This is a genomic window from Caballeronia sp. LZ016 (assembly GCF_031450805.1).
GTDB lineage: Bacteria > Pseudomonadota > Gammaproteobacteria > Burkholderiales > Burkholderiaceae > Caballeronia.
Window position 1 is genome coordinate 47926 of the sequence record NZ_JARTVY010000001.1, and the last position, 13303, is coordinate 61228.

Below are 13303 nucleotides of genomic sequence, written 5' to 3' on the forward strand. Positions count from 1 at the left end.
CGCTCATGACAACGCAAACCATCCGCTTCTACTGGCGCGGCGCCGTCCGCGAAATCGGCGACGCGCCCGCCACGCGCACGGTCCTCCAGCATCTGCGCGAAACCGAGCTTTGCACCGGCACGAAGGAAGGCTGTGCCGAAGGCGATTGCGGCGCGTGCACGGTCGTCGTCGGCGAGATCGATCCGGCCGGCGAACTCGTGCTCAAGGCCGTCAACGCGTGCATCCAGTTCTTGCCGACGCTCGATTCACGCGCGCTCTTCACCGTCGAAGACCTGCGTGGCGCCGATGGCGCGCTGCATCCGGTGCAGCAGGCGCTCGTCGATTGCCACGGCTCGCAGTGCGGCTTCTGCACGCCGGGCTTCGTGATGTCGCTGTGGGCGCTCTATCAGGCGCATCCCGTCGATGCCGGCCCGCCCTCGCGCGACGAAATCGCCACCGCGATCTCGGGCAATTTATGCCGCTGCACGGGGTATCGGCCGATCGTGGATGCCGCCGAGCGCATGTTCGGCTATCCGCGTCCGGCATTCGATCGCGAAGCGGTCAAGCACACGCTGGCTCAGATCCGCCGCACGGAGACGTTCGAATACGGCACGTACCGGGCGCCCGTCACGCGCGCCGAATTTGCGCGGCTGCGCGCAGCGAATCCGGGCGCGCGGCTGCTGGCAGGCAGCACGGACATCGGCCTGTGGGTCACGAAGCAATTCCGCGATCTGGGCGATATCCTGTTCATCGGCAACGTCGACGAGCTGAAGCGCATCGAGCGCGACCCGCAGCATCTGACGATCGGCGCGGCGGCATCGCTCGAAGACGCGTATGCGGCGCTGACCGTCGATCATCCCGAACTCGCGGAACTGTGGACGCGCTTCGCCTCGCGGCCCATCCGCAACGCGGGCACGCTCGGCGGCAACGTCGCGAACGGCTCGCCCATCGGCGATTCGATGCCCGCGCTCATCGCGCTCGACGCCGAAGTCGTCCTGCAACACGGCGACTCGACGCGCACGCTCCCGCTCGATGCGTTCTACCTCGCGTATCAGAAGACCGCGCTCGCGGCGGGCGAATTCGTCGCGGCGATCCGCGTGCCGCGCCCGAGCACCGATCTGCGGTTTCGCACCTACAAGGTGTCGAAGCGATACGACCAGGACATTTCCGCCGTCTGTGCGGCCTTTGCGATCCGCCTCGACGATGCGAAGCGCGTGACGGACGCGCGTATCGCGTTCGGCGGGATGGCGGCGACACCGAAGCGCGCGCCGCAGGCGGAAGCCGCGCTGATCGGCCACGACTGGACCGACGTCAGCGTGCGCGCCGCGATGACCGCGCTCGACAGCGACTTCCAGCCGCTCACCGACATGCGCGCATCGAGCGCGTATCGCGCGAAGGTGGCGCGCAACGTGCTGTGGCGCTTTTATCTGGAGACGCGTGCCGACGCGCCGCTCGCGCTCGCCGAAGTCAACGCGTTCGCTTACGGCGCGCACGCATCGGTTTCCGAGGGGCAGCCATGAACAAGGCAAGCGAGCCGGTCGCATTCGACGTCGCCGCGCAACAGGCCGCGGGCGCCGCGCTGCCGCACGAGTCGGCGGCGCTGCACGTGAGCGGCGAAGCCATTTACACCGACGACATCGCCGAGTTGCGCGGCACGCTGCACGCGGCGCTCGGCTTGTCGCGACACGCACATGCGCGCATCGTTTCGCTCGACCTCGACGCCGTGCGCGCCGCGCCGGGCGTGATCGCCGTGCTGACCGCCGCCGACATCCCCGGCGAGAACAACTGCGGCCCGGTGCTCCACGACGATCCGATCCTTGCGACCGGCGAAGTGCAGTATCTCGGCCAGCCGGTTTTCGCGGTCATCGCCGAAACACACGATCTCGCGCGCCGCGCCGCCGCGCTCGCCCGCAGCGGCGACGTCGTGCGCTACGAGCCGCTGGAAGCCGTGCTGACGCCGCGCGAAGCCAGGGCGCGCCATCAGTTCGTCTTGCCGCCGCTGCGCCTCACGCGCGGCGATCCGCAAGCGCGCATCGCGCAGGCGAAGCATCGCATCGCCGGGGAATTCGAAGTCGGCGGGCAGGAGCAGTTCTATCTCGAAGGACAAGTGGCGTATGCCGTGCCGAAGGAATCGGACGGCATGCTCGTCTACAGTTCGACGCAGCATCCGAGCGAAATGCAGCAGGTCGTCGCGCACATGCTCGACTGGCCGTCGCACGCCGTCGTGTGCGAATGCCGGCGCATGGGCGGCGGATTCGGCGGAAAAGAATCGCAATCGGCGGTGTTCGCCTGCGTCGCGTCTCTGGCGGCGCATGTGCTCAAGCGCCCCGTCAAGCTGCGCGCCGATCGCGACGACGACTTCATGATCACCGGCAAGCGCCACGACGCGGTCTACGAATACGAAGCGGGCTTCGACGACGATGGCCGCATCACCGGCGCGCGCGTCGAGATCGCGCTGAGAGCGGGATACTCGGCGGACCTGTCGGGCGCGGTGGCAACGCGCGCGGTCTGCCACTTCGACAACGCGTACTACCTGAGCGATGTCGATATCCGCGCGTACTGCTGCAAGACCCACACGCAGTCCAACACGGCGTTTCGCGGCTTCGGCGGGCCTCAGGGCGCGCTCGTGATGGAAGTAATGCTCGATGAAATCGCGCATCGCCTGAAGCGCGATCCGCTCGACGTGCGGCGCGCGAATTTCTACGGCATCGGCGAGCGCGACGTGACGCCGTACGGCCAGCCCGTCGCGGACAACGTGATCGCGCCGCTGACCGATGCGCTGATCGCCTCGAGCGATTACGCCGCGCGCCGCGCCGCGATTGCTGCGTTCAATGCGGCGAGCGGCGTGCTCAAGCGCGGCATCGCGTTCACGCCGGTCAAATTCGGCATCTCGTTCAATGTGCCGTTCCTGAATCAGGCGGGCGCGCTCGTGCACGTCTACAAGGACGGCTCCGTGCTCGTGAACCACGGCGGCACCGAAATGGGCCAGGGGTTGAACACGAAGGTCGCGCAGGTCGTGGCGAGCGTGTTCGGCATCGGCATCGCGCGGGTGCGCGTGACGGCCACCGATACGTCGAAAGTTGCGAATACTTCGGCGACGGCGGCATCGACCGGCAGCGATCTGAACGGCAAGGCTGCGGAAGACGCCGCGCTCACAATCCGCATGCGGCTCGCCGAACTCGCGGCGAAGCAGCTCGGCGGCGCGGCGGCGGACGTGCGTTTCGGCGGCGGCGTGGTCGCATCGAACGGCGGACAGATGCCCTTCGAACAGCTCGTCGCGGCTGCCTATCTCGCGCGCGTGCAACTGTGGTCCGACGGCTTCTACGCGACGCCGAAAGTCCATTGGGACGCGAAGACGCTCACCGGCCATCCGTTCTATTACTTCGCGTACGGCGCGGCGGTATCGGAAGTCGTCGTCGATACGCTCACCGGCGAATGGAAGCTCTTGCGCGCCGATCTGCTCCACGACGCGGGGCGCTCGATCAACCCGGCCATCGACATCGGGCAAGTGGAAGGCGGCTTCATCCAGGGCATGGGCTGGCTCACGACCGAGGAATTGTGGTGGAACCGCGATGGCCGCTTGATGACCCACGCGCCGTCCACATACAAGATTCCCGCCGTCAACGATACCCCCGCCGCGTTCAACGTCGCCCTGTACCGCAACGACAACGCCGAGCCGACGATCTTCCGCTCGAAGGCGGTCGGCGAGCCGCCGCTGTTGCTGTCGTTTTCGGTGCTGCTCGCGATCCGCGCGGCGATTGCGGCGTCCGCGCCCGATGCGCCGAACGCGCCGAAACTGCGCGCGCCCGCGACGCCGGAAGCGATCCTCGACGCGCTCGATTCGCTCGCCGCCGAAGCGCAAGGCGAGCGCCCGGTAAACTAGCGCCTGCGACGACGCAAACACGATCCTTTCCGGAGCTCCATCGATGCAAGTTTGGCTGACCGACCTGCAACACCTGCTCGCGCACGGCGACGCCGTCGTGCTCGTGACGGTCGCGCGTGTCGAAGGCTCCGCGCCGCGCGAGCCGGGCACGAAGATGATCGTCACGCGCGAGGACGCCCGCCATACCATCGGCGGCGGCCATCTCGAATGGAAGGCGATCGAAACCGCCCGGCAAGTGCTGAAGGACGGCATGCACATGCAGCGCATGCGCCGGCTCGAGCGTTTCGCGCTCGGCCCGAGCCTCGGCCAGTGCTGCGGCGGCGCCGTGGTGCTCGCGTTCGAGCGGCTCGACGTATCGGACCTGAACTGGGTGACATCGCTTGCGAAACGCACCGCGCAACGTCTGTCGACGGTGCGCAGCGTTTCCTTCGCGCCGCTGCCCGATGCGGTCATGCTCTCCGATCCCGAGCCGGGCGCGCAGGACACCGACTGCCTGCTGTGGGACGGCGCGGGTTTCGATGAAAGCGGCGCATTGCTCACCGAAACCATCGCGCCGCGCGACTTCAACTTGGTGCTGTTCGGTGCGGGTCATGTGGGCGCGGCGCTCGTGCGCGTGCTCGCGACGCTGCCCTGCCGCGTCACGTGGGTCGATGAACGCGACGCCGCTTTCCCCGCTGCGCCATTCGTTCCCGCGAACGTGAAGATCGAGCCGAACGACGCGCCCGACGAAGCTGTCGACAACGCGCCGCCCGGCACGTATTTCATCGTGATGACGCACAACCATGCGGTCGATCTCGTGCTGGCCGAGCGCATTCTCGCGCGCGGCGACTTCGCGTTCTTCGGCATGATCGGCTCGCACACGAAGCGCAGGCAGTTCGAGCATCGGCTGGCGGCGCGCGGCATCGACCCCGCGCGCATCGGACGGATGGTGTGTCCGATCGGCATCGGCGGCATCGTCGATAAAGCGCCCGAAGTGATCGCCGTCGCAGCGGCAGCCCAACTGCTGCAGGCGGTCGAAGCCAACATGGCGCATGCGTCGTCGCAGTCGTCCCAGTCCCCGCAGCAAACCGTATAAACCCAAGCCCCAAGAAGAAAGCCCCATGAATCCCACACTCGCCGACAAGATCGCGCACGCGCCCAAGGCGGAACTGCATATCCATATCGAAGGATCGCTCGAGCCCGAGCTGATCTTCGAACTGGCCAAACGCAACAACGTGAAGCTCGCGTACGGCTCCATCGAAGCCTTGCGCGCCGCGTATGCGTTCACGGACCTGCAATCGTTCCTCGACATCTACTACGCCGGCGCGAGCGTGCTGCTCACCGAGCAGGACTTCTACGACATGACGATGGCCTATGTCGAGCGCGCGCTCGAGGACCACGTCGCGCATGCGGAAATCTTCTTCGATCCGCAGACGCACACGGAGCGCGGCGTATCGATCGAAACGGTCGTCGCGGGAATCGAAGGCGCGCTCGCCGAAGCCGAGACGCGCGGCCTGAGTTCGCGCCTCATCCTGTGCTTCCTGCGCCATCTGTCCGAAGAAGACGCGCTCGCCACGTTCGAGGAAGCGCTGCCGCTCTTCGACAAGTACGCGCACCGGCTGATCGGCGTCGGGCTGGATTCGTCGGAGCGCGGGCATCCGCCGTCGAAATTCGAGCGCGTGTTCGCGAAGGCGCGCGCACGCGGGCTGAAGCTCGTCGCGCATGCGGGCGAGGAAGGCCCGCCGTCGTATGTCTATGAAGCGCTCGATCTGCTGAAAGTCGATCGCGTCGATCACGGCGTGCGCAGCATCGAGGATGCGCAGCTCGTCGCGCGTCTCGCCGACGAACGCATTGCGCTCACCGTTTGCCCGCTGTCGAACATCAAGCTCTGCGTGTTTGACGACATGACGAAGCACACGCTGAAGGACCTGCTCGATCAGCGCGTTCGCGTGATGATCAATTCCGACGATCCGGCCTACTTCGGCGGCTACGTCAACGCGAACTACTTCGCCATCGTCGATGCGCTCAAGCTCTCGGACAAAGAGGTCTACACGCTCTTGCGCAACAGTCTCGAAGCGTCGTTCGTAAGCGCGGAGGAACGCGACGGCATGATCGCGCGCCTCGACGCACACTGGAAGCAGTAACCGCCTCAATCCGCACTACACAGAAACAAGAAACACGATGGAAACCACTGCAACAACTCAACGCGACACCACCGCGCTCGAGCGCTTCTTCGGCATTCGCGCGGCGGGATCGCGCACGAAGACGGAAGTCGTCGCGGGCATCACGACGTTTCTCACCGCGATGTACATCATCGTGGTCAATCCCGGCATTCTGTCGCAGGCGGGCGTGCCGTTTCCCGCCGCGCTCACGGCCACCGTCATCGTCAGTTTTCTCGGCAGCTGCGCGATGGGCCTCTATGCGCGCAATCCGGTGCTCGTCGCGCCCGGCATGGGCATGAACGCGCTCTTCGCGTTCGTGATGGTTCACGGCGGCAAGATGCCGTGGCAGACCGCGCTCGGCTGCGTGTTCTGGGCCGGCGTCATCTTCGCGATCCTCGCGATGTTCAACGCGCGCAAGCTCGTCGTCGATGCGATTCCCGCCAACCTGCGCCATGCGGTGTCGTGCGGCATCGGGCTTTTCATCAGCCTGATCGGGCTCGTGAACGCGAAGTTCGTCGTCGGCGATCCGGTGACCATCGTGCATTCGGCGTCGCTCAATCCGGTCGTCGTCACGTTCCTCGTCGGCCTCGCCGTCACGACGATTCTCGTCGCCCGCAAAGTCACCGGCGCGCTGATGCTCGGCATCGTATTCACGACGATCATCGCGATTCCGATCGGCCGCGTCTGGGGCGACGGCACCGCGTACTGGCCCGCCGCCATCGCCACGAAAACGCTCGTCAACTGGAACGGCCTCTTCTCCGCGCCGGACTTCTCGGGCATCGGGCAACTGGACCTCTTCGGCGCGCTCAAGGTGGTCTACTGGCCGTTCATCTTCGTGATGCTGTTCACGTCGTTCTTCGATGCGCTCTCCACGTTCATGGCCATCTCCGAGGCCGGCAAGCTGTACGACGAGAAAGGCAATCCGCGCAACATCCGCCAGTCGATGACGGTCGACGCCTTCTCGGCGCTCGTTTCCGCGCCGCTCGGCACGAGTCCGGCAAACGCGTACATCGAATCGGCGGCGGGCATCTCGGCGGGCGGGCGCACGGGCCTCGTCGCAGTCGTCGCAGGCCTGTGTTTCCTGCCTTTCCTCTTTCTCTCGCCGCTCTTGTCGCTCGTTCCGGCGATCGCCACGGCGCCCGCGCTGGTGCTCGTCGGCGTGTTCATGATGGAAGCGATCACGAAGATCGAGTGGCATCGCTTCGATGAAGCCATTCCCGCGTTCCTCGCGATGATCCTGATCCCGCTCACGTACTCGATCACGGATGGCGTCGCCTACGGCTTCATCGCGTTCGTCGTGCTGAAGTCGGCGACGGGCCGCGCGAGGGAAATCAAGCCGGCGATGTGGATCATCGCGGCATTCTCGGTTCTGCTGCTGACGCAGCTGTAGACATTATTAGAAACTGGAGACGTTGCACCATGACTCAGACCGCCTACCGCGCGCAGTTGCTGACCTTTCGCGATGACCCCGCGCATGCCGCCGACGGCGCGGTGCACGAGGCCGATGGCCTGCTGATCGTCGAGAACGGCAAGGTGAGCGCGGCGGGCGCGTATGCGTCGCTGCGCGACAGGCTGAACGCCGACGCGTTTCTCCACACGATGCGAGACAAGCTGATCGTGCCGGGCTTCATCGACTCGCACATCCACTATCCGCAGACGGACATGATCGCGTCGCCGGCATCGGGCTTGTTGCCGTGGCTCAACACATACACGTTTCCGGTGGAACGCGGCTTCGAGAACGCCGCTGTCGCACGCGAAACGGCGAGCTTTTTCCTCGACGAACTGCTCGCGTGCGGCACGACGACGGCCTTCGTCTACTGCACCGTCCACAAGCAATCCGCCGATGCGTTCTTCGCCGAAAGCGATGCGCGCAATCTGCGCATGGTCGCGGGCAAGGTGCTGATGGATCGCAACTGCCCCGAGTTCCTGCGCGACACCGCGCAATCCGGCTATGACGACAGCGCCGAACTGATCGCGCGCTGGCATGGACATGGACGCCAGCATTACGCGTTGACGCCGCGCTTCGCGCCGACATCCACGGAAGCGCAGCTCGAAGCGTGCGGCGCGCTCGCGCAAAAGCACAACGACGTGTTCATTCAGAGCCACGTCGCCGAGAACACGGACGAGATCAAGTGGGTCGAGAGCCTCTTCCCGGGGCATCGCAGCTATCTCGACATTTACGATCACTACAACTTGCTGCGGCGGCGCGCGGTGTACGGACACTGCATCCATCTGGACGATACGGACCGTCAGCGCATGGCCGAAACCGGTGCGGTGGCGTCGCACTGCCCGACATCGAACCTCTTTCTCGGCAGCGGCCTGTTCGATTTCGAGAAAGCGGGCGCATCGAAGATGCCGGTGGCGCTGGCGACGGATGTCGGCGGCGGCACGTCGTTTTCGATGCTGCAGACGATGAACGAAGCGCACAAGGTCGCGCGGCTGACGGGACATCATCTGACCGCGACGCGCATGTTCTGGCTCGCGACGACGGGCGCGGCGCGCGTGCTCGACCTCGACGACACCATCGGCACGCTCGCGGCGGGCAGCGAAGCGGATTTCGTCGTGCTCGATCCATCCGCGACGCCGCTGCTTGCGCGGCGCACGGCGCGCGTCCAATCGCTCGAGGAACTGCTGTTCGCGTTCGCGCTGCTAGGCGACGATCGCGCGGTGTTCGAGACCTATGCGGCGGGCAAACGCGTGCATTCGCGCGACAAGCGCAAGACGGCGAGGCTCGAACTGGCAGCCTGACGCGCGCCTTCGATCCGCTTCGGTCGGGTTCGATCGGGTTCCAACCGGCTTCGCGACGGCGCGGCTCATGCACGATTCTTGCGTTGTCGTTAAAGTGCCTGAACCCCATCACGTCACTTTGCCATGACGCTCGCCGCTCGACTATTCTCGCTTGCCTGGCCGTTCGCGCTGACCGCCTTCGTCGCGCCGTCGCTCGCGCACGCGGCAGCGACAGCGACAGCGGCAGCGACAGCGACAGCCATCGAATCGCAACTCGACTGCAAGTCGACGCCGCATGACTTCATCGCGCCGCTTCAGCAAGAAGGCCTGCTCGAAAAGAAAGCCATGCGCGTCGAGCCGAATTCGATCAACGCGTTCCGGCCGGTCAAAGGCGCGGCGCTGACCGCTTACGGCTTCAAGGTCTACGCGCTGGTGGCGTATCAGAAGGACGATCCGCTCTTCAGGCAAGGAAAGGGCGAACCGATTGGCGATGCGGCGTATGGCGCAGTCGTGTGGGGCGGCGATGACGAAGTGCAGCAGCGCGTACGCGAAGCCGGCAGCGACGCGGTGGTGCACCACGTCGCGCCGTTCATCACCGCGATCTTCTGCAAGCCCTGATCAGCGCAGCAGTTCGCCGACCGCTGCGATCAGCCGGTCCATGTCGCCCGCAGCGAGCGCGCCCATCGTCGAGATGCGGAACAGGCTCTTCGACAAACCGCCCTGCCCCGCGTAGATCACGAAGCCCCTGGCCTTGAGCGCATCGTGCAGCGTCTCGTACGTGACGCCTTCGGGCAGCCGGTACGCGCGCAACACCACCGACGATTCCTCCGCCGGCAACGCGCCTTCGATGCCGAGCGTGGCCAGCCCCGCGCGCACCTGCTCGGCGAGCGCCGCATAGCGGGCATGCCGAGCGCGCCAGCCGCCCTCGTCCTCGAACTCGCGCAGCGCTTCGACGAGCGCATAGTACGCATGCACCGACGGCGTGAACGGCGTGTTGCGCTCGTCCTGCAGCTTCGCGAGCCGCGCGATGCCGAGGTAGTACGTGCGGCTCGCGGCCTTCTCCAGCGCATCGCGCCGGACGATCACGAACGCCGCGCCGGGCACGCCGTGCAGGCACTTGTTCGCCGTCGCCGCCACCGCGACGATGCCCCCGCCGTCGAAATCGATTGCTTCCGCGCCGAAGCTGCTGACGCCGTCGACAAGCAAGCCCACGCCGCGCGCGGCGCACGCGCGCGACAGCGCATCGATGGCGTTGAGGCGGCCGGTCGTCGTCTCGTGATGGATGATCGCGACGTGCGTGAACGCCCGGGCGTCGATCATCGCGACGATCGCGTCGATGTCGGGCGCCTGCATCCACTCGTATTTCACGACTTCATGCTCGATGCCGTACTGCTTCGCAATCTGCGCGATGCGGTCGCCGTAGACGCCGTTCTCCACGATAAGCAGACGCCCGCCTTCCGGCACGATGCCCGCCACCATGCTTTCGACGGCGGCCGTGCCGGAGCCGGTCATCAGCACGGCGGTCCACTTCGCGGGATCGAGTTCATAGGCGGCGACGAGGCGCGTTCTCGCTTCGTCCTGAAGATCGAAGAACTCGGGCTCGCGATGGCACAGGTCCGTTTGCAGCAGGCTCTTGCGCACGCGCTCGGTCAGCGTGACGGGACCGGGATTGAGCAGCAGCATCAGCGTTCTCCGATGTGTCGTTGCAGGCGCGCGCGCACGTCCTCGGGCGTGATCTTCGGGCGCGGCAGGTCAGCGGGCGTGCCGGTGTCGATCGACAGCCGCGCGAAGCGTGCGCCTCGGCGGGCATCGGCTGCGGCATCGGCTTCGAACAGGCGATCGATCACGCCGATGTCGTCGCCATCGAGCGCGAGGGCGTAGCCGCACGCCGATGCGATCGACGCAAAGTCGACGCCGCGCGAGACGGTCGCCTGTCCGCCCGTCGATTCGTGCGCGCCGTTGTCGAGCAGCAGATGCAGCAGGTTCGACGGGCCATAGGCGCCGAGCGTCGCGAACGCGCCCATGCGCATCAGCGCCGCGCCGTCGCCATCGAGCGCGACCACGGTGAGGTCCGGCCGCGAGAGCGCGAGACCGAGCGCCATCGGCGTGACGCAGCCCATCGAGCCGACCAGATAGAGCTGGTTCTCGCGGTCGTCGATTGCGTACAGTTCGCGGCCGCAAAAGCCCGTCGATGCGAGCACGACGGTCGAATCCTTCGGCGTCCTCGCGATCACGCGCCGGAGCGCATCGCGGCGCGACACGCGCTCGCCATCGAAGCGCGCGACGGCGGCCGGTTCGCCAGATGCGTGCACGCCGGACAGGCCGGTCTTCTTCAGCTCATAAGGTGCGACGCTGCCCTTCTGCATCACGAGCGCATACGGACGGCCGGTGCGGTCCATGTACTCGGTCGCGCGATGGAGCGCCGGACCGATCGCATCGCTTTCGGTCGGGAACAGCTCCCACGCGATTTCCATCGTGTCGAGCATCTGCGGCGTGATCGGGCCCATCAGCGCGTGCTGCGGTTCGTCGGCGACGCCCGGCTGTCCGCGCCACGTGACGATCAGAAGCTGCGGCAGCCGGAACGTCCACGTGAGCGACGTCAGCGGGCTCACCGCATTGCCGAGGCCCGAGTTCTGCATCATCGCGATGCCGCGACGCTTGCCCGCCTCGTTTCCGGCGCCGAGCGCGACGCCGGCGATCAGCGCGACGGCGTCGCCCTCATTGGCCGCCGACACGTAATGCAGCGATTCGTCCTGCAACACGTAGTTGATGAACGGCGTGAGAAACGAGCACGGCACGCCCGCATACCAGTCGAAGCCGTGCGCGCGCGCCGCTTCGACGAACTCCGCTGCTTCAATCATGCGCGTTCTCCAATCCTTCCGAACCGATGGGCGTCTGACCGTGCGCGAAATCGCCGGCGCGGCGGAAGTCGTCGAGGTCGTTGACGCCGCGCCAGTGGCCGTGCACGTACTGCACTTCCACCTTCTCGCCCGACGCGATCAGCGCGTTGAGCAGCGCGGCCATGTCGAGAGTGTCGAAGTCGGGGCGTTGCCGAAGCTGCGAGAGCGTCGCAGTGAAACGCTCGCGCGCGCCCGCCCGCACGTTGATGAGGCCCATCCAGCGGCCTTGCGGCGCGCGGCTTTCGGTCAGCGCCTGCCCCGCGCCGACCACGCTTTCGAGCCACACTTTGTGGCCGAAAAGCGCGCGGTCGTCGGCGGTCGAGCAATAGGCGAAGTCAGTCGCGGATGCGCCCGCGTGCGGCGTCTGCGACGAATCGACGACGACGCAGAAGTCGCTTTCCGATTCGACCAGATCGCGCAGGATGTAGCTTCGGAACAGCAGGTCGCCGTAGGAGATGACCGTATCGCCGGTGATGTGCTTCGCCGCGCACGCGAGCGACGCGAGCTCGCCCGTCGATTCGTGCTGCTCGTTGACGACGAGGCGAATGCCCGACGCATCGATCGCGTCCGCGCGATATCCGCCGACCACGGTGATGTCGTTGATGCCTTCCTTCTTGAACGCTTCCGCGAGATGGCGCAGCAGAGGCTTGCCCGCGACCGGCAGCATCACCTTCGGGCGATCCGCCGTCACCGCTTCCAGGCCCGCGCCGCGGCTCGCCGCCAGCACGACCGCGCCGCGCTTTTCGTTGGCCGCCGTCAGATACAGGTTCTCGGCGGCGGAATATTCGTCCGCGTCCTGCAGCCGGAAAATTTCGTTCACCGACGCGATGCGGTCTTCCACATTGACGAGCGTCTCGCTGTCGTGGATTTCCTTGGCGATCGCCTGCATCGCGGAGACCGCGCCGCGAATCAGATGATTCGCCCAGATCACCGTGCTGATGCCCGCCTGACGGAACACGTCGGTCGGCGTGCTGTAGTACTTCGTCGGCACGATCACGAGCGGACCGCGCCCGGCCCATTCGCGGGCGAACGTGAGGATTTCGTCGGGCTTCGAGAGCTTGCTGTGAATGAGGATCGCGTCCGCGCCCGCCTGGCGATACGCCTCGGCGCGCTTCAGCGCCTCTTCCATCCCCCAGCCGGCGATCAGCGCTTCCACACGCGCGACGATGGAAAAGTTGGGATCGCTCTGCGAATCCTTGCCGGCCTTGATCTTGCCGCAGAATTCGTCGATGTCGGCGAGCGGCTGCGCTTCGCCGTTGATGAAGCTGTTGGTCTTCGGAAACTGCTTGTCTTCGATGCACACGCCCGCGATGCCGCGCTGCTCCAGCTTCTTTACCAGCCGGCGCACGTTGTTGAAGTTGCCGTAGCCGGTGTCGCCGTCGAGCAGGATCGGCAGATCGCTCGCGTCCGCCATGAATTCGAGGTTATCGACGACCTGCGTCCAGCTCGCCTCGTTGTTGTCGCGCACGCCGAACTGCGCGGAAATGGAAAGGCCCGAGCCCCAGATCGCCTTGAAGCCCGCTTCCTTCGCAATGCGCGCGGAAATGCCGTTGTGCGCTTCCATCAGGAATTCGAGGCGATTGCTCGTGAGCATCTCGCGCAGGCGCATCGTGCGCGAATAGCCAACCGGGATAGTGCGTGGTGCGTTCATTGTCGAATTGCTCCTCTTGTCC

10 protein-coding genes are annotated in these 13303 nt (G+C 66.1%); 7 read left to right on the forward strand and 3 right to left on the reverse strand.

Going from position 1 to position 13303, the window contains the following annotated elements; translation table 11 throughout:
• The first annotated feature begins 5 nt into the window (after positions 1-5).
• The 7 genes from xdhA to P9220_RS00275 all read left to right on the forward strand — a co-directional run bounded on the left by xdhA (position 6) and on the right by P9220_RS00275 (position 9348).
• Positions 6-1499 (forward strand): xanthine dehydrogenase small subunit, encoded by a 1494-nt coding sequence (xdhA, locus tag P9220_RS00245; RefSeq protein WP_309763031.1) that lies wholly within the window; start codon positions 6-8, stop codon positions 1497-1499.
• The gene (gene xdhB / locus P9220_RS00250; protein WP_309763032.1) at positions 1496-3862 is read left to right on the forward strand and encodes a xanthine dehydrogenase molybdopterin binding subunit; all 2367 of its coding nucleotides are present in this window, start codon (positions 1496-1498) and stop codon (positions 3860-3862) included. The genes xdhA and xdhB overlap by 4 nt, the downstream gene beginning before the upstream one ends.
• A gap of 43 nt (positions 3863-3905) precedes the next feature.
• Complete coding sequence (gene xdhC / locus P9220_RS00255; RefSeq protein ID WP_309763033.1) at positions 3906-4937, forward strand: xanthine dehydrogenase accessory protein XdhC; 1032 nt, start codon at positions 3906-3908, stop codon at positions 4935-4937.
• Positions 4938-4962: 25 nt separating this feature from the next.
• Positions 4963-5985: an adenosine deaminase gene (locus tag P9220_RS00260; protein WP_309763034.1), complete on the forward strand. Its 1023-nt coding sequence runs from the start codon at positions 4963-4965 to the stop codon at positions 5983-5985.
• A 37-nt stretch (positions 5986-6022) separates the two neighbouring features.
• Positions 6023-7393 carry an NCS2 family permease gene (locus tag P9220_RS00265; RefSeq protein WP_309763035.1) on the forward strand — a complete coding sequence of 457 codons (1371 nt, stop codon included), beginning with the start codon at positions 6023-6025 and terminating at the stop codon, positions 7391-7393.
• Positions 7394-7422: 29 nt separating this feature from the next.
• Positions 7423-8751 carry a guanine deaminase gene (gene guaD, locus P9220_RS00270; protein WP_309763036.1) on the forward strand — a complete coding sequence of 443 codons (1329 nt, stop codon included), beginning with the start codon at positions 7423-7425 and terminating at the stop codon, positions 8749-8751.
• Between the two features lie 123 nt (positions 8752-8874).
• Complete coding sequence (locus P9220_RS00275) at positions 8875-9348, forward strand: hypothetical protein (protein ID WP_309763037.1); 474 nt, start codon at positions 8875-8877, stop codon at positions 9346-9348.
• Here P9220_RS00275 and P9220_RS00280 read toward each other — a convergent pair whose 3' ends face one another.
• The 3 genes from P9220_RS00280 to aepX are packed head-to-tail and all read right to left on the reverse strand — an operon-like array spanning position 9349 to position 13281.
• Complete coding sequence (locus P9220_RS00280; protein ID WP_309763038.1) at positions 9349-10413, reverse strand: 2-aminoethylphosphonate aminotransferase; 1065 nt, start codon at positions 10411-10413, stop codon at positions 9349-9351.
• Complete coding sequence (aepY, locus tag P9220_RS00285) at positions 10413-11591, reverse strand: phosphonopyruvate decarboxylase (RefSeq protein WP_309763039.1); 1179 nt, start codon at positions 11589-11591, stop codon at positions 10413-10415. The genes P9220_RS00280 and aepY overlap by 1 nt, the downstream gene beginning before the upstream one ends.
• A complete protein-coding gene (gene aepX / locus P9220_RS00290) occupies positions 11584-13281 on the reverse strand; it encodes a phosphoenolpyruvate mutase (RefSeq protein ID WP_309763040.1) in 1698 nt (565 codons plus the stop codon). Before aepX ends, aepY begins: the two co-directional genes overlap by 8 nt.
• Between the last annotated feature and the right edge of the window lie 22 nt (positions 13282-13303).

What these genes read in the sequence shown, in the direction of transcription:
- xdhA (WP_309763031.1), top strand. Translation starts at nt 6, where the DNA reads ATGACAACGCAAACCATCCGCTTCTACTGGCGCGGCGCCGTCCGCGAA.
- xdhB (WP_309763032.1), top strand. Translation starts at nt 1,496, where the DNA reads ATGAACAAGGCAAGCGAGCCGGTCGCATTCGACGTCGCCGCGCAACAG.
- xdhC (WP_309763033.1), top strand. Translation starts at nt 3,906, where the DNA reads ATGCAAGTTTGGCTGACCGACCTGCAACACCTGCTCGCGCACGGCGAC.
- P9220_RS00260 (WP_309763034.1), top strand. Translation starts at nt 4,963, where the DNA reads ATGAATCCCACACTCGCCGACAAGATCGCGCACGCGCCCAAGGCGGAA.
- P9220_RS00265 (WP_309763035.1), top strand. Translation starts at nt 6,023, where the DNA reads ATGGAAACCACTGCAACAACTCAACGCGACACCACCGCGCTCGAGCGC.
- guaD (WP_309763036.1), top strand. Translation starts at nt 7,423, where the DNA reads ATGACTCAGACCGCCTACCGCGCGCAGTTGCTGACCTTTCGCGATGAC.
- P9220_RS00275 (WP_309763037.1), top strand. Translation starts at nt 8,875, where the DNA reads ATGACGCTCGCCGCTCGACTATTCTCGCTTGCCTGGCCGTTCGCGCTG.
- P9220_RS00280 (WP_309763038.1), bottom strand. Translation starts at nt 10,413, where the DNA reads ATGCTGCTGCTCAATCCCGGTCCCGTCACGCTGACCGAGCGCGTGCGC.
- aepY (WP_309763039.1), bottom strand. Translation starts at nt 11,591, where the DNA reads ATGATTGAAGCAGCGGAGTTCGTCGAAGCGGCGCGCGCGCACGGCTTC.
- aepX (WP_309763040.1), bottom strand. Translation starts at nt 13,281, where the DNA reads ATGAACGCACCACGCACTATCCCGGTTGGCTATTCGCGCACGATGCGC.